Here is a 15,313-nt window from a genome sequence, read left to right as displayed (position 1 = left end):
ACGCCAACCATCCTGATCATGACGCCGGTGCTGATGCCGGTGATCAAGGCCGCGGGCATCGACCCGGTGTACTTCGGCGTGCTGTTCATCATCAACAACGCGATCGGGCTGATCACGCCGCCGGTGGGCACGGTGCTCAACGTGGTGGCAGGCGTGGGCAAGATGAAGATGGACGAGGTCACGCGAGGCGTGCTGCCGTTCATGGCCGCGCAGTTCGCCGTGATGTTCCTGATGGTGTTCTTCCCCTGGCTGGTCACTGGCCCGGCGAAGTGGTTCGCCAGCTGATTGGGTGGTGCGGCCGGTCTGTCAGGCAAACGCCGACAGCCGGCCCCGCCCGCGGCTGACGCTGCCTTGCGGACTGCGCCGACTGTGTGGCGCAGCCCGCAGGCCTAGAGTGCAGGCACTGCCGCCCTTCATCGGGCCATCAAGGAGTGCTTGCCCATGGCCACCCTGCCAAACCCCGCCCATCCAGCTGGCTTCGAGCTGCGCTTCACCTCCCTGTTCCAGCAGGGCAGGGCACTGGCGTTCCCCTGCGATGCCGAAGGCCATGTCGACCTCGACGGCCTGAGCGAGCACGCCCGCGAGAACTACCTGTTCGCCCGCGCCGTCGTGGGCCGGGAGTTCACCGTCCCGGCGGTGATGCCCCGCTTGAATTGAGACAAAAGTCGCTGCGCGCCCAGGCGCGGCCGAGTCGCCCATGGCGGCTTATCACTTTTGCTGATTCAATGAACAGATGGTTACCTCCAGGAGTTCATGCCCATCGCGGATGAACCGATGAGCGCATGAGCACTTCACACACCGTCTTTTCGCCCCCGTCTCCCCAGACCTCCGAGTGGGCGGCGCATGCCGCGGAAGCCACCGAGCGGGCCCGCCGCGGCCTGGTGCGCGAGGCCGCCCTGGCGCATGGCGACGCCGACGACGCTGCTGACAGCGATGACGACCTGAGCAGCCAGGAGTTGCGCGACGCGACGCTGGCGCTGGTGATGGACAAGCTGGCCCGCCAACCTGATTTCCCGTCGCTGGGCGAAGCGCTGGGCGGCGTGCGCCGCGTGGTGCGCTCCGAGCGTTCGCGCCTGCAGACCTTGTCGGAAGCGCTGTTGCAGGACGTGGGCCTGGCCAATCGCGTGCTGCGCCTGGCGAATGCCGCGCACTACAAATCGGTGGGCGGCGGACAGATCACCACGCTCACCCGCGCGATTGCGGTGATGGGCTTCACCGAGATCGGCCAGCTGGCGGTGTCGAGCCGCCTGATCGACCAGATCCGCGACAAGCGCCAGTCTCTCGCCCTGCGCGAGGAATTCCTGCGGGCCCTGCTGGCCGGCGTGATGGCCAATGAGCTGACCAGTGACCGCTCCCAGGAAGAAGACGCCTACCTCGTCGCCGTGTTCCGCAACCTGGGTCGTCTGGTGGCCTGCCTGCACCTGTCGGCGGAAGCCTTGCAGGTGCGCGAACGCGTGCCCCGCACGTTGTGGCCGCGCTCGCAGGCCGAGGAGGTGGCTTCGCGCCAGGTGCTGGGTGTGGCCTATGGCCCGCTGGGCCAGGCGGTGGCGCAGCGCTGGGGTTGGCCGGAGCCGATGCGCCGCGCCCTGCGTCATGGCGAATGGGCGCTGCACCGGCCCACCACCCGCCCCGAGCAACTGGCCGTGACCGGCGCACTGGCCAACGACCTGGCCGACATGCTCATCTACTGCGACCCCTTGGCCTGGGACACCCATTGCGAGCAACTGCAGCGCGAGGCCGGTGCGGCCAGCGGCCACGACGCCCGCAGCATGCGCGCCGCCATGGCCCGCGCCCGCCAGCGCCTGGAGCAACTGGCGCAGTGGCTGGAGTTGCCGCTGGCTCAATTGCCCGCCTGGCAAGGCTCGCCCGATCTGGCATCGGCCGTGGCCGCTTCGTCCACGCCGGTGGTTTCACCCGCCGCGCCTGAACCCGAGCCGCGTGCGGCCAAGCCACCCGCGCCTTTGCCGGACCAGACCGCCGTCGAGGCTGAGGCCGGTACCCCCAACCCGGCACCATCTGCCGCCTTGCCGCCACCGCTGCCCGCGCCAATGGCCATCCGACCACCTGCGCCGGCTGTGGTGGCCGCACAGCTCTCTGACGGCGTGCAGGACGTGGTGCACGCCCTGGCCGACGGCACCGACAGCGGGCAGATCCAGGCCATGATCGTGGAGATCCTGCTGCGCAGCGTGGGCGCACGCCGCGCGGTGATGTGCCTGCGCCATGGCAGCAGCGGTGATCTGATCGGCCGCTATGGCCTGGGCCTGGGTGCGGCGGCCAGCCACGAGCATTTCGTGGTGCCGCACGCCGATCCGCACGACCTGTTCTCGTTGCTTTGCGCGCGGGGTGCAGACACCATGATTTCGGATGCTGATGAGACCGCGATCGCGGCCCGTCTGCCGCGCTGGTGGCGGGTGCATGCGCGGGCGCGCAGCCTGCTCATCCTGCCGATGATGATGGGCCGCCAGTGCGTGGGCATGCTGTACGCCGATCGGCCCGAGCCCGGTGCGCTGGTGGTGGACGACACCGCCATGAAGCTGCTGCGCACCTTGCGCAGCCAGGCGGTGATTGCCTGGAAGCAGGGCGCCTGACGCCGGCCCGGCGACAATCGGGCCCATGACTTTGTTGTTGGCTCCGATGGAGGGCCTGCTGGACCATTCCCTGCGCGACGCCCTGACCCAGGTCGGCGGCATCGACCGCTGCGTGAGCGAGTTCATCCGCATCACCGACATGCTGCTGCCTGAGCGCGTGTTCTTCCGCATCGTGCCCGAGCTGGCACAGGGCGGTCGCACCGACGCGGGCGTGCCCGTGCGGCCCCAATTGCTGGGCTCTGACCCCGCCTGCCTGGCCGACAACGCGGCCCGTGTGGCCGGGCTGGGCCCGGATGGGGTGGACCTGAACTTCGGTTGCCCCGCCAAGGTCGTGAACCGCCACGGTGGTGGGGCATCGCTGCTCGATGACCCCGAGCTGCTGTTCCGCATCGCGCGCGCGGTGCGGGCGGCCGTGCCGGCGCACCAGGTGGTGTCGGCCAAGATGCGGCTGGGCGTGAATGACAGTGCGCTGTCGGTGGCTTGCGCGCAGGCGCTGGCCGACGGCGGCGTGTCGGAAATCGTTGTTCATGCGCGCACCAAGGCCGACGCCTACCGACCGCCGGCCTGGTGGGATCGACTCGTGCCCATCCGAGAAGCGGTGAGCGTGCCGCTGGTGGCCAACGGTGAAATCTGGACCGTGGACGACGCGCTGCGCTGCCAGGCGGAAAGCGGCTGCGATGCGCTGATGCTGGGGCGCGGCATGGTGGCCGATCCCGGGCTGGCGCTCGCCATCCGCGCGGCTTGGGGCACGGGCGGCATTGCGCCCGCCACGCCGCTGCCCTGGGCCAGCATGCTCACGCTGATGGCGCGCTTCAGCATCCAGATCGAGAGCCATGTGGTGCCCAGACACCGCGCCGGCCGCATCAAGCAATGGCTGAATTACCTGCGCCGCCGCTACCCTGAAGCGCAGGAGGCCTACGCCCGCCTGCGCACCCAGAACGACGTGCGCGCGCTCTGCGCCGAACTGTTCGCCGGGCTGCCCGAGGCAGACCGTTACACTCTATATCTTTCTGAGCACCTTTTGCCTCATGGCCGTGACTTCCAAGGCGAACGCGACGTCGATCTTCGATCTGAAGAGTGCTGCACTGACGGTGCTGGCGCTGTTGCTCAAGACCCCTGATCTCCAGGCGCTGGCCGACGCACTCGACGCCCGCTATGCCGCCACCCCGGGCGTGTTCGACCACGAACCCCTGTGCGTGGACCTGGCTGCGCTGCGCGACGACGCCACGCCCATCGATTTCCACGCGCTGGTGGCGCTGCTGAAGCGGTACGGCTTCAACCCGATGGCCGTGCGCGGTGGCAGCGTTGACCAGCATGCCGCAGCACTGGCTGCCGGCCTGGCCGAAGCGCCTGAAGCTGCGCCCGTGCGCGCCGCGCCGGCTGACCCCGGTGTGGTGCTGACCGACAGCGTGGTGGTGGCCGAGGTGCATGCCGCAACGACTGACGCAACGACTGCAGCACCCACTGCCGCACCTACAGCGGCGTCAGCTGATTTGCCGGCTGCCGAAGCACCTGCTGCCGAACTGGCGCCCGAGCCCGCCGCCGCGCTGCCCGCCACCACGTTGATCATCGACAAGCCGCTGCGCTCCGGCCAGCAGGTTTATGCCCGCGGTGGTGATCTGATCGTGCTGGCGGTGGTGAGCTTCGGTGCCGAGGTGATCGCCGACGGCAGCATCCATGTGTATGCACCGCTGCGCGGCCGTGCGATCGCCGGCGCTCGTGGCAACACCGAAGCCCGTATCTTTGCCGCGGTGATGGAGCCCCAGCTGGTGTCCATCGCCGGCACCTGGCGCACCACCGAGGCTGGCCTGGCCAGCGACGTGGCGGGCCAGCCCGCACAAGTCAGGCTCGACGGTGACAAGCTGCTGTTCGAGCCCTTGAAGTTCTGACCTGTTTTTACGCATTCGACCAATTTCCGACTGAAAGGATCCAATCCGATGACCAAGATCGTCGTGGTGACCTCTGGCAAGGGCGGCGTGGGCAAGACCACGACCAGCGCCAGTTTCGCCTCCGGGCTCGCCTTGCGCGGCCACAAGACGGCCGTGATCGACTTCGACGTCGGCCTGCGCAACCTCGACCTGATCATGGGCTGCGAGCGTCGGGTGGTGTACGACCTGATCAACGTGATCCACAACGAGGCCAACCTGAACCAGGCCCTCATCAAGGACAAGCAGAGCGACAACCTCTACGTGCTTGCTGCCTCGCAGACGCGCGACAAGGACGCCCTGACCCAGGACGGCGTCGAGCGCGTGCTGAAGGACCTGTCCGAGATGGGCTTCGAATACATCATCTGCGACTCGCCGGCAGGCATCGAAACCGGCGCGCTGATGGCCATGTACTTCGCCGATGAGGCGCTGGTCGTGACCAACCCGGAAGTCTCGTCGGTGCGTGACTCCGACCGCATCCTGGGCATCCTGTCGAGCAAGACCAAGCGCGCCATCGAAGGCCGCGAGCCGATCAAGGAACACCTGCTGATCACCCGCTACAACCCGAGCCGGGTTGAGGGTGGGCAGATGCTGTCGCTGGACGACATCCAGGAAATCCTGCGCATCAAGCTGATCGGCGTGATCCCGGAGTCCGAGAACGTGCTGGACGCGTCGAACCAGGGTCTGCCGGCCGTGCACCTGAAGGGCACCGATGTCTCCGAGGCCTACCTCGACGTCATCAGCCGCTTCCTGGGCGAAGACAAGCCGCTGCGCTTCACCGAAGCGGTCAAGCCCGGCTTCTTCAAGCGCATGTTCGGGGGGAGGTAATGGCCATGTCTTTCCTGTCCTTCCTGCTCGGTGAGAAGAAGACCACGGCCAATGTGGCCAAGGAACGGCTGCAGATCATCCTGGCGCATGAGCGCAGCGGCCGCAGCGCGGCCACGCCCGACTACCTGCCTGCGCTGCAGCGCGAGCTGGTGGCGGTGATTTCCAAGTACGTGTCGATCAACCCCGACGACATCAAGGTGCACCTGGAACGCCAGGACAACCTCGAAGTGCTGGAAGTCAAGATCGAGCTGCCGGACAACCTGCGCTGATCACTGGCGCTGGCACCGCCCGGTGCCGCGTCAAAGCGTGGCGTCCAGCAGCGGGCGCAGCTCTTCGTCCCACACTTCGAGCTCGTCCTCGTCGATGTGCAACCAGTCGAGCGCGCGCTGCTTGTTCGCCAGCCAGTCCACGTCGGCCTCCAGGGCCTCGTGGCGGCGCATCAGGTGTTCGGCCACCAGGCCAGCGGCCACCAGGGTGTGTACGTCCGGCTCGGTGTCTTCATGGCCGATCATGTCCAGATCGTGGTGGCGCCGGATGGCGACCATCACCTCGGGTGCCAGCTTCCACAGCCTCGCCACCAGGGCACCCACCACCGCGTGATCGGTACGGTGGTTGGCGTTTTCGGTCGTGATGAATGGCCGGTCGATGCGGGCCGCGGCCTCCATCAAGGTGCCGGAATAACCGCGCACGCTCTGCAGCATCACGGGCATGCCGACATGGCAGAACAAACCGTAGGTGTGGGCCATGTCCGGTGACATGCCCGGCAGCTTGCTCGCCATGAACTGCATCGCCACGGCACGCTTGCCGGCACGCTGCCAGAAGCGCTGCAGGTGCGGGCTGTTCACGCGGATGGCGCGTTGCGTCAGGAAGCTCGTCATCACCATCGCGGTCTTTTCCAGACCCAGGCGGTTCATGGCCTGGCCCACGGTCTGCACCGGTGTGCCGCTGCTGTAGGCGGCGCTGTTGGCGGCCTTCAGCAGCGAGGCGGCCATCGCCACATCACTGCTGGCGATCTGGGCGATGACGTTCAGGTCGGGGTCGGCCTCCTGCAGGGCGGCGCGCATGCGCGCCAGCAGATCCGGGCACGGCGGAATGATGATGGTCTGCAGCGGGCCGGACTTGCGGGCCTGGTCCAGCTCGGCGGCAACGGCTTGGGTGCGGCGAGTGGGTGTGGCAGTCGTGTTCATCATGGGCACTCAGGTCAATTCCGCGTCAGGATACCTGCGCGGCTGCGTCTGAGCGCCCGGAAGAGGCGGGCGGCGGTGGCCTATTTCACACGCTCGCCCATCTCGATTCAGCCTTGGGTCACAGCCGCGATGCCGGCCTTGGCCACCTGGGCGTCTTCGCTCGACTTCACGCCGCTCACGCCGACCGCGCCCGCGATCTGGCCGTTGACCAGCACCGGCACGCCGCCTTCAAGCAGGCCTTCCACTTCCGGCGCGCTCAGGAAGGACACGCGGCCCTGGTTGACCATGTCTTCGTAGACCTTGGTCTCGCGGCGGCCGAGGGCAGCCGTGCGGGCCTTGGCCGGGGCGATGAGCGAGGACAGCGGTGCGGCGCCGTCGAGGCGGGTCAGGCCGAGCAGGTGACCGCCATCATCGACCACGGCGATGGTCACGGCCCATTGGTTGGCCAGGGCTTCGGCACGGGCGGCGGCCAGGATCGCGTCCACATCAGCGTGGTTCAGGCAGGGCTTGGTATGCATGGTTGAGCAGTCTTCGAAAACAGGTTGAACAAGGCATTGCTGCAGGGCGCAAGTATCGCTGCCCGCCAGCGGGCTGGCGGCTTGCCATTACCCCGATGCAGGTCAAGACTGCCGCCACCCCCGTCACCGTGCCGGGCCTTGCGTGCATTCAAGGCGTACTAAAGAAAGTCGACCTTTCTGCCGATACGACGTCGACCATGAACCCGCGTCGCACTCATCTGCGCCCCGGCCGCTGCAGGTCTGCGCGGCCGTCTGGTTTCACCCTGCTCGAGCTGGTGATGGTGATCGTCATCCTGTCCGTGCTGGCTGCAATGGCCTTGCCCAAGTACATGGACATGTCGGCGGATGCCGAGACGGCGGTGTTCCGTCAGCATCTGGCCCTGGCCCGCACCGCCATCCACGGCGTCAAGATGCAGGCAGCGCTGAACGCCGGCAAAGGTAACTTCACCTCGGGTGGCTGCACCGGAAACATCGACGCGGCCGGCAACGGCACCGGTTGCCTGGCAGGCGGCACGGCGGTGAAGGTGGTGGGCTACAACCTCAGTTGCATGACGGGCCTGAGCCAGGCCTCGTGGTTCGTGCGCAACCAGAACTATGCGGGCTACTACAGCAACGACTCGGCCGGGGGCACGATGTGGATGCTGACCTACGCCAAGTTCGCCGGCAACCGCTGCTACGTGCAGTGCACCAACGGCAATGGCCCGAACACCACCACCACGCTCACCATGTGCCCTGACCTGGCCTACAGCGTGGGTCAGGCGGCCACTTGCCCGGCCACCCTGGATGCCGGCGGTGGCTGAAGGACAATGGCGTCCGCATGTCCGCCTCCAGATCTTCGCCCCCATCGCCCGCTCATCCAGCCCTTCAGCCCGCTGCCAGGCCGCCCATCGCCCTGCGTTACCTGGCCGGCTATCCCGATGCCTTGCTGGCGCAGGTGCGCACGCTGATCGAGCGGGGCGAGTTGGGCGAGGTGCTGCGGCGCAAGTACCCCGACGCGCACGAGGTGCGCAGCGACAAGGCCCTGTTCGACTACGTGAATGAGCGCAAGCAGCAGGCGATGCGCAATGCGCCGCCGCTGCAGCTGGTGCACTACGACGCCAAGTTGAAGGTGTTGCAGCATGCGCTGGGCACGCACACCCGCATCTCGAAGATCCACGGCGGGCAGCTCAAGTCACGGCGGGAAATCCGCATCGCCACGCTGTTCAAGGAGGCGCCGGCGGCCTTCCTCGACATGATCGTGGTGCATGAGCTGGCGCACCTGAAAGAGCCGGAGCATGACAAGGCCTTCTACGGCCTGTGCTGCCACATGATGCGCGACTACCACCAGGTCGAGTTCGACCTGCGCATGTACCTGACCCAGCTTGACCTGGACGCCAAGGCCGCGCTTGAGTCCTCGTGATCAGTCCTCGTGATCGCGCAGCAGCTGGGTGAGCAGCAGACGGGCGCTGCTCACATTGGTGGCGCACGGGATGTTGTGCACGTCGCAGGCGCGCACCAGCGCGTTGATGTCGGGCTCGTGTGGCTGCGGCGTCATCGGGTCACGCAGGAAGATGACGGCGTCCACGCCGCCTTCGGCCAGCCGCGCGCCGATCTGCAGGTCACCGCCCAGCGGGCCGCTGAGCAGGCATTCCACCGACAGACCGACTTCGTTCCGGAGCCGGCCGCCGGTGGTGCCGGTGGCCATCAGCGTGCACGACGACAGCGCCGTGGCGAAGCCGCTGGCCAGGGCCACCATGTCGTCCTTCTTGCGGTCGTGGGCAATCAGCGCAATGTTCATGGGCTGGATGCTACGCACTGGCGGTTACGGCGCGGGTTCAAGTTGCCCGCGCCACCGATCAGAGTTTGCGGACGATGACGCTGCCGATGGAGTAGCCGGCGCCGAACGAGCAGATCACGCCCAGATCACCGGCCTTCAGGCCTTCGCGGTGCTCATGGAAGGCGATGACCGAACCGGCCGAGGCGGTGTTGGCGTAGGTGTCGAGAATCAGCGGCGCGATGTCGTTGTTGACCTCGCCACCCACCAGCTTCTTGATGACCAGCTGGTTCATGCCCAGGTTGGCCTGGTGCAGCCAGAAGCGGCGCACGGCGGTGGGCTCGAAGCTGAGCTGTTGCAGGTGGGCCTCGATGTGCGCAGCGGCCATCGGCACCACTTCCTTGAACACCTTGCGGCCTTCCTGGCGGAAGGTCTTGTCGCGGGCATCCGGGTCGCTGTCTTCGCTGCGGTTCAGGAAGCCGAAGTTGTTGCGGATGTTGTTCGAGAACTGGGTGACCAGCTTGGTGCCCAGCACTTCCCACTGCTCAGGGGCGGTGGCGGTGTCGGCGGCTTCCACGATCACGGCGGTGCACACATCGCCGAAGATGAAGTGGCAGTCGCGGTCACGCCATTCCAGGTGGGCCGAGGTGATTTCGGGGTTCACCACCAGCACGCACTTGGCACTGCCGGCGCGGATGGCGTTGGCGGCCTGTTCGATGGCGAAGGTGGCCGACGAGCAGGCCACGTTCATGTCGAAGCCGTAACCGCCAGCGCCGATGGCCTGCTGGATCTCGACGGCCATCGCCGGGTAAGCGCGTTGCATGTTGGCGGCGGCGCACAGCACGCCGTCGATGTCGGCGCCGGTCTTGCCGGCAGCGGCCATGGCCTTGCGGGCGGCGTCAGCGGCGATTTCCGCCATCAGCGAGATCTGGTCGTCCGGACGCTCCTGGAAGCGCGGATACATGCGCTGCGGATCGAGCACGCCGTCCTTTTCGATGACGTAGCGCTGCTTGATGCCCGAGGCCTTTTCGATGAACTCGACGTTCGAGGGCGTCAGGGCCACCATCTCGCCAGCGGCAATGGCCGCGGCGTTCTTCTGATTCTGCAGTTCGGCGTAGGCGTTGTAGGCCTCCACCAGTTCGGCATTGCTGATGACATGGGGCGGCTGGTACAGGCCGGTGCCGCTGATGACAACTCGGGTCATGGTGTAACGCTCTCGAAAAAACCAACCCGCCAGTGTAGGCGGGTTGAGGTCTCCGGCAGCCGCGCTGAACCGGGGACGAAGTCTAAAAATACGGAAGGTCGCCAAAAAACTGGCGATCGCCTCACTTCTTGCCGGCTTTGGCGCTGCCCTGGCGCATGGCGTCGCTCAGCCCGATCAGCACGCCGCTGACCATCGCCGTGTAGCTGTTGGCCAGGGCCATGGCAGCCTTGATGCTGGCCTGGCGGCCCTCGCGCAGCTGGGTCTGCATCTGCTCGGTGAGCTGCTCGATGGTGGCGCTGGCCTGGGCGCCGGTGAGTGAGCCGGCCGACTCAAACTTTCCCAGCACGTCCTTCCAGGGGGCGGCCAGCTGGGTGCTGGCAGATTCAGAGGCCTTGCGGATGGCCGACAGCATGGTGTCTTCGAACTTGTCGAGGTCGCCGAGGGCCTTCTTCAGGTGGCTGTCCTGCAGGCTCACGCCCTGGTCGATGAAGCGCTCCATCGCGATGCGGTTGGCTTCCACGGCCTTGAGCAAGGCGTCGTCGATGCCGGCCACGGCCGTGGCCAGCATGGCCTCGACATTCACCTTCGGGGTGGCGTTCTTCGCGGCACCCTGGCTGGCGGCTTCGGTCACTGACTTGATGACACCGCGCAGGTTCTTCAGGGTCATCTCGCGGCCTTCCAGGGCCTGCAGGGTGGCCTTGCTGACGGCGTCCTTGAGCTGGGCGGTCTGCTTGGCGCTGGCGGTGGTGAACAGATCAACCAGCGCTTGCTGGTCGATGCCTTGCTTGTTGAGCATGGGTGTCTCCTCGTCGACGACCGGCGGGTGCGCCGGCACACTGACCCGCACGCTACGCCTCGCAGCCGCGCTTGCCCAGAGGAATTGCCCGGGGGCGCCTGCCTGTGCTCACTCGCCCGGCGGTGGTGGGGCGATCTGCTCCGCCCAGTCATACAGCGCGCCCAGGATTTCCTGGCCACGCTCGTCCGCCGTCTCGCTGAGCTGGTCGATCTGCTCGAAGAACTGCGACAGCGTCAGCCCGCCGCCACTGCCGTTGTGCAGACGCTGTGCCCGCAGTGTGTTCCAGCGTTCGGCTTCGGTGTCAGAGAGCTGCTCCGGCCAGTTGCGCGCGCGCCAGCGGAAAAACAGCTCGCCCAGGCGCTTGTCATCAAAGCTGGCCAGCGCCAGGCCGGGGTCGGCGGGGTCGAGCGCGCGCAGGCGCTCGAGGCGGCGACGGTCCTCGTTGCCCACGAAGCCGCCGTACAGGTCTTCGTCCACGTCTGCCGTCTGGCCGGACGAAGGGCGCTCGAAGACGTCAGGCCAGATGCCGGCCATGCGGTGTGAATGCTCGGCCGCGACCTCTGCGTGGGCCATGGCCTGCGCCATGTCGATGCCCCAGCGCGCGGCCATCTCCGGCGACAGGGTTTTCAGGTTGCCGATCACGACCGGGCTCTTGTTCACGTGGATGCTCTTCACCGGCAGGCGCGTCACGCCCTCGGGCAGCGCTTCGCTGCGCGTGAACATTCGCAGGCGGATTTCTTCGGCATTCAGATCGAACAGGGCGGCCGGGTCTTGCGCCAGGTCCCAGACGATGAGTTCGTTCTTGTTGGTGGGGTGGGGCGCCAGCGGCCACACCACGGCGATGTTGCCGCGCTCCGGCCCGTACATGCCCGAGACATGCAGGAAGGGCTTGCCCACGCCGATTTCGGCCCACACGGCATTCTTGCTGCGCAGCTTCAGGCAGAACTCCCAGAGCCGGGGCTGGCGTTCACGGATCAGCCGTGCCAGCGCGATGGTGGCGCGCACGTCTGACAGCGCATCGTGCGCGGCCTCGTGCATCAGGCCGTTGGCCTTGCTCAGGTGCTCCAGCTTGAAGGACGGACGGCCGTCTTCATGCTGCGGCCACTGGATGCCTTCCGGCCTCAGGGCGTACATGCAGCGCACGGTGTCGAGCAGGTCCCAGCGGCCGCAGTCGTTCTGCCATTCGCGGGCGTAGGGGTCGACCATGTTGCGCCAGAACAGGTGGCGGGTCACTTCATCGTCGAAGCGGATGGAGTTGTAGCCCACGCCCACCGTACCGGGGCGGCCCAGCTGGGCTTCGATGGCGGCGGCGAAAGCGTGCTCGGCCAGGCCTTCGGACTGGCAATGCTGCGGCAGGATGCCGGTCAGCAGGCAGGCCTCCGGGTCGGGCAGGGTGTCTTGCGGGGGCTGGCAATACATCATCACCGGGCTGTCGATCTCGTTGAGATCAGCGTCGGTGCGCACGCCGGCGAACTGGGAGGGCCGATCACGGCGCGGCACGCGGCCGAAGGTTTCGTAGTCGTGCCAGAAGAAGCTGAATGAAGCGCTCATGGCAGCTACCATACCGCAGGGCTGGCGCTGATTCGCCGAGCCACGCGCACCGCCCGCAGGCCTTCGCGCCTTTCCCCGACTACAGGCAGACACCGTGACCGGTATTTCCTACAAGGCCATCGTGCCGGCCCTGATCGTGATGTTCATGCTCGACATCATCGGTGGCACCTTGATGGTGGGCGCCTTCGGCGTGGACGTGAGCAGTGCCGCGCAGCTGGATGAATTGCTGCAGCAAGCCGACTACCTGATGCTGAGCTTCGTCTGGGGCACCTTCACCACGGGCCTCGGGGGCTACCTGAGCGCACGCTGGGCCGCTGACCGCCCCTATCTGCACGGCGCCGTCTTCGGTCTGGCCACGCTGCTGCTGGCCGCCCTGATGGGCATGGAAGGGCCGTTCTGGTTCACGCTGCTGGCGGTGCTGTGCACCTTGCCGGCGGCGCTGGTGGGCGCCGGGGTGTTCAAGCGCTCGCTGAGCTGATCGCCGGGCTCAGGCAGCCGATCTCTGTTGCCGCCTCAGCTGACCAGCCTCAGCCCCGTGGCGGGGTCTGCCCACACCGCCTGGTTGCGGCCCTGCTGCTTGGCACGGTAGAGGCGCTGGTCGGCCTTCATGCACAGGCTGGTGGCGGTGTCCTGCGGCGACAGCACCGCGCAGCCGATGCTGAGCGTCAGGCGATCGCTGGTGGGTGAGGCGCCGTGCGGCAGGTTCAGATCGTGCAGCACCTGCATCAGGCGCCGGCACAGCTTCGGCAGATGGGCCGCATCGGCGTCGTAAAGCAGCAGTGCCAGCTCCTCGCCACCCAGGCGCGCGGCCATGTCGAGCGGCCGGCTGGCGGTCTGCTGGACGATCTTGCCGAGCAGGCGCAGCGCCTCGTCGCCAGCAGGGTGGCCGTAAAGGTCGTTGTAGAGCTTGAAATGGTCGACATCCAGCATCAGCAAGGCCAGCGGGCGGCATTCGCGGCGTGATTGGCGGATGGCGGCGCTGAGGTGGTGATCAAACAACCGGCGGTTGAACAGGCCGGTCAGCGGGTCTCTGGAGGCTTGCCACTGCAGCATGCGCCGCAGCAGGAATTGCTCACGTTGCCCGTATTCCCGCAGGTAGGCGCCTACCGCGCCCACCGAGATGCCCATCAGCATGGCCGGAATGAGCCGCAGATTGACTTGCTGCGACCAGCCTTCAAGCAGCAGGGTGCCCAGCAACACCACCACGGCGGTGCTGCCCAGCGCCACGGCCAGTGACTCCAGGAATGTGAGCCCCAGCGGCAGGAAGACAGCCAGCAGCGTCAGCAACAGGCCGCTGCTTTCTGCCGCCAGGCCGAGCTGCGCCAGCAGGGCCATCGCGGTGCCGTGGCTGACCACCATGCCGAACAGCACACCGGCGATGAGGTGGCGCTGCCGCCCTGCGCAGCGGTTGGCCCACAGTGCGATGCCTGCCACCAGCAGCCCCAGCAGGTTGAGCGCGCGCACCGCCACCAGCATCCGGGCGGGCTCGGACGCCCAGACGTCTTCGGGCACCGCGCTCAACAGCGAGGCCTCCACGGCGATGACCATCAGGCTGGCGACTGTGGCCAGCCCCAGCGTCAGCAGCGACTGGTGGCGCAGGCCGCGTTGGCTGGTGCGTCTGAAGTCGTCTTCCAGTTGCTGGGCGAAGCGGAGGCGGCCGAAGCCGCGTTGCCACTGCTGGCCGTGGGGGCTGTCGTGCGCCTCCACGGGGAACGACGATGACGTCAACATGGCGAGCATCCCTTGAGTCTTGTTTTGTCTTGTTCTGAACTGGCAAGACAAATTACAACCGACTGAAGCGACGGCCGTTGGCTTTGCGCTCACGCCTTTGTCACGAGCCGTGTCGACTGCCGCGCGAAATGCGCAAAAGGGTTGGCTCTGCCCGCCGCCTTCACCAGCCCGCTTCGCGCACCCGCCACAGGGTGGCGAAGCGTGGCAGCCCGGTGGCCGTCAGGCCGCGCCACCGGATGCTGACGGTGGTGCCCACGGGCGGTGCCTGGCGCCGCTGTGCATCACTCAGCCCGCTGCCCACATGGAACACCTGGCCGTCGGCATTGCGCACCGTCAGGGCGCCCAGCTGGCCTTGCCACCGGCCTTTGCCGGGACGGTGGCCGATGACGATGACGTCGGCGTCCTGCACGGGTTTGAGCTTGAGCAGATGGGCCTGGCGCCCGGGCTGCCATGGCGCCGCTGCGGCATGCAGCACCAGGCCTTCGCCGCCCGCGGCCACCACCTCGTCCAGCCAGGTGCGCAGGGCGCGGTTGGTGGTGAAGGTGCGGTGCGCCACCGCGTGGGCCGGGCCATTGCCAGCGTCCGGCAACAGCGCCTGCAGGTGGGCCACCCGCTGTGCGAACGGGCCGGCGTGCGTGGGCGCGTCAAACACCATGAAGCGCAGGTCATGCCAGGCGGCGTCGGTGGGCTCGCCACGCCGGACCAGCGCCGAGGTCTCGTCGAAGCGACCGCGACCGAGCCAGAGCTCGCCGTCCAGCGGCTCACGCGGCAGTGCCGCCAGCCACCAGGCGGGGGCGTTGATGCGCAGCCCGCCCCGGCTGCGCAGCTCCGTGCCGTTCCACCAGGCCCGCACACCGTCCAGCTTTTCGCTGACCAGATGGCCGGATGGGTCCACGGACAAGCTGGCTTCGCGCGGCAACTGCAGCGCGGGTGGGAGGCTTGCGGCCTGCGGCGCCTGCGTGGGTGGTGGTGCCCCGTCGGCCCCGGAGGCTGGCGTGGGCAGGGCGGCCAGCCCCAGGGTGGGCAGAACGGCGCTGAACATCGGCAACAACAGGCGAATTCTCGGCATGGCGGGCCTCCTTCAAGGGGCAGACACAGGGCTGGCCAGACTGCCGGGCGGCTTGAACCACCGTAAATCCCTCCCAAGCGTGATAAATACGAAAAGAGCTGTCATGTGATGGTTTCTGGCTCGATCTGAGATCGCCGTTTTCCCTGAGGATGGCGCCCATTGC

At 67.3% G+C, this 15,313-nt stretch carries 18 protein-coding genes; 10 read left to right on the top strand and 8 right to left on the bottom strand.

Annotated elements, in window-relative coordinates; translation table 11 throughout:
• From AACH00_RS19440 to minE, 7 genes are all read left to right on the top strand, one after another.
• The coding region (locus AACH00_RS19440) for a TRAP transporter large permease subunit (protein ID WP_341398829.1) at positions 1 to 285 on the top strand (285 nt) is incomplete at its 5' end.
• Between the two features lie 156 nt (positions 286 to 441).
• Positions 442 to 657, top strand: coding sequence for a hypothetical protein (locus AACH00_RS19435; RefSeq protein ID WP_341400842.1), 216 nt, complete (start codon positions 442 to 444; stop codon positions 655 to 657).
• 125 nt (positions 658 to 782) lie between these two features.
• Positions 783 to 2,588, top strand: coding sequence for an HDOD domain-containing protein (locus AACH00_RS19430; RefSeq protein ID WP_341400841.1), 1,806 nt, complete (start codon positions 783 to 785; stop codon positions 2,586 to 2,588).
• Positions 2,589 to 2,613: 25 nt separating this feature from the next.
• Entirely contained in the window at positions 2,614 to 3,708 is a 1,095-nt protein-coding gene (locus AACH00_RS19425; protein WP_341400840.1) for a tRNA dihydrouridine synthase, read from the top strand.
• Complete coding sequence (gene minC / locus AACH00_RS19420) at positions 3,617 to 4,477, top strand: septum site-determining protein MinC (RefSeq protein ID WP_341400839.1); 861 nt, start codon at positions 3,617 to 3,619, stop codon at positions 4,475 to 4,477. Before AACH00_RS19425 ends, minC begins: the two co-directional genes overlap by 92 nt.
• A gap of 48 nt (positions 4,478 to 4,525) precedes the next feature.
• The gene (minD, locus tag AACH00_RS19415) at positions 4,526 to 5,341 is read left to right on the top strand and encodes a septum site-determining protein MinD (RefSeq protein WP_341400838.1); all 816 of its coding nucleotides are present in this window, start codon (positions 4,526 to 4,528) and stop codon (positions 5,339 to 5,341) included.
• A 5-nt stretch (positions 5,342 to 5,346) separates the two neighbouring features.
• Complete coding sequence (gene minE, locus AACH00_RS19410) at positions 5,347 to 5,610, top strand: cell division topological specificity factor MinE (RefSeq protein WP_341400837.1); 264 nt, start codon at positions 5,347 to 5,349, stop codon at positions 5,608 to 5,610.
• 30 nt (positions 5,611 to 5,640) lie between these two features.
• On the opposite strand, the gene AACH00_RS19405 is transcribed toward minE, so the two are convergent.
• Both AACH00_RS19405 and AACH00_RS19400 read right to left on the bottom strand, forming a co-directional pair.
• Positions 5,641 to 6,531 carry an HDOD domain-containing protein gene (locus AACH00_RS19405; protein WP_341400836.1) on the bottom strand — a complete coding sequence of 297 codons (891 nt, stop codon included), beginning with the start codon at positions 6,529 to 6,531 and terminating at the stop codon, positions 5,641 to 5,643.
• A 104-nt stretch (positions 6,532 to 6,635) separates the two neighbouring features.
• Entirely contained in the window at positions 6,636 to 7,046 is a 411-nt protein-coding gene (locus AACH00_RS19400) for a heme-binding protein (RefSeq protein WP_341400835.1), read from the bottom strand.
• 197 nt (positions 7,047 to 7,243) lie between these two features.
• On the opposite strand from AACH00_RS19400, the gene AACH00_RS19395 reads away from it, so the two are divergent.
• Both AACH00_RS19395 and AACH00_RS19390 read left to right on the top strand, forming a co-directional pair.
• Positions 7,244 to 7,846, top strand: a complete 603-nt coding sequence (locus AACH00_RS19395; RefSeq protein WP_341400834.1) for a type II secretion system protein — start codon at positions 7,244 to 7,246, stop codon at positions 7,844 to 7,846.
• 17 nt (positions 7,847 to 7,863) lie between these two features.
• The gene (locus AACH00_RS19390; protein WP_341400833.1) at positions 7,864 to 8,445 is read left to right on the top strand and encodes a M48 metallopeptidase family protein; all 582 of its coding nucleotides are present in this window, start codon (positions 7,864 to 7,866) and stop codon (positions 8,443 to 8,445) included.
• Here AACH00_RS19390 and AACH00_RS19385 read toward each other — a convergent pair whose 3' ends face one another.
• From AACH00_RS19385 to sbcB, 4 genes are all read right to left on the bottom strand, one after another.
• The gene (locus AACH00_RS19385) at positions 8,446 to 8,823 is read right to left on the bottom strand and encodes a methylglyoxal synthase (protein ID WP_341400832.1); all 378 of its coding nucleotides are present in this window, start codon (positions 8,821 to 8,823) and stop codon (positions 8,446 to 8,448) included. It lies immediately after the preceding gene.
• A 58-nt stretch (positions 8,824 to 8,881) separates the two neighbouring features.
• Positions 8,882 to 10,003 (bottom strand): beta-ketoacyl-ACP synthase III, encoded by a 1,122-nt coding sequence (locus AACH00_RS19380; protein WP_341400831.1) that lies wholly within the window; start codon positions 10,001 to 10,003, stop codon positions 8,882 to 8,884.
• 121 nt (positions 10,004 to 10,124) lie between these two features.
• The gene (locus tag AACH00_RS19375) at positions 10,125 to 10,799 is read right to left on the bottom strand and encodes a DUF6781 family protein (protein ID WP_341400830.1); all 675 of its coding nucleotides are present in this window, start codon (positions 10,797 to 10,799) and stop codon (positions 10,125 to 10,127) included.
• A 108-nt stretch (positions 10,800 to 10,907) separates the two neighbouring features.
• Positions 10,908 to 12,350, bottom strand: coding sequence for an exodeoxyribonuclease I (gene sbcB, locus AACH00_RS19370; RefSeq protein WP_341400829.1), 1,443 nt, complete (start codon positions 12,348 to 12,350; stop codon positions 10,908 to 10,910).
• Between the two features lie 94 nt (positions 12,351 to 12,444).
• On the opposite strand from sbcB, the gene AACH00_RS19365 reads away from it, so the two are divergent.
• Positions 12,445 to 12,828 (top strand): hypothetical protein, encoded by a 384-nt coding sequence (locus AACH00_RS19365; protein WP_341400828.1) that lies wholly within the window; start codon positions 12,445 to 12,447, stop codon positions 12,826 to 12,828.
• A gap of 35 nt (positions 12,829 to 12,863) precedes the next feature.
• Here the strand turns inward: AACH00_RS19365 and AACH00_RS19360 are convergent, their stop codons facing one another.
• Together AACH00_RS19360 and AACH00_RS19355 are read right to left on the bottom strand one after the other, a co-directional pair.
• On the bottom strand, positions 12,864 to 14,081 hold the full coding sequence (locus AACH00_RS19360; protein ID WP_341400827.1) for a GGDEF domain-containing protein: 1,218 nt from the start codon (positions 14,079 to 14,081) through the stop codon (positions 12,864 to 12,866).
• 160 nt (positions 14,082 to 14,241) lie between these two features.
• Entirely contained in the window at positions 14,242 to 15,150 is a 909-nt protein-coding gene (locus tag AACH00_RS19355) for a DNA ligase (protein ID WP_341400826.1), read from the bottom strand.
• Positions 15,151 to 15,313 lie beyond the last annotated feature (163 nt).

Origin of the sequence: Ideonella margarita (genome assembly GCF_038066635.1) — a bacterium.
Classification (GTDB): domain Bacteria; phylum Pseudomonadota; class Gammaproteobacteria; order Burkholderiales; family Burkholderiaceae_C; genus Ideonella; species Ideonella margarita.
This window is presented reverse-complemented; position numbering and strand designations above follow the sequence as displayed.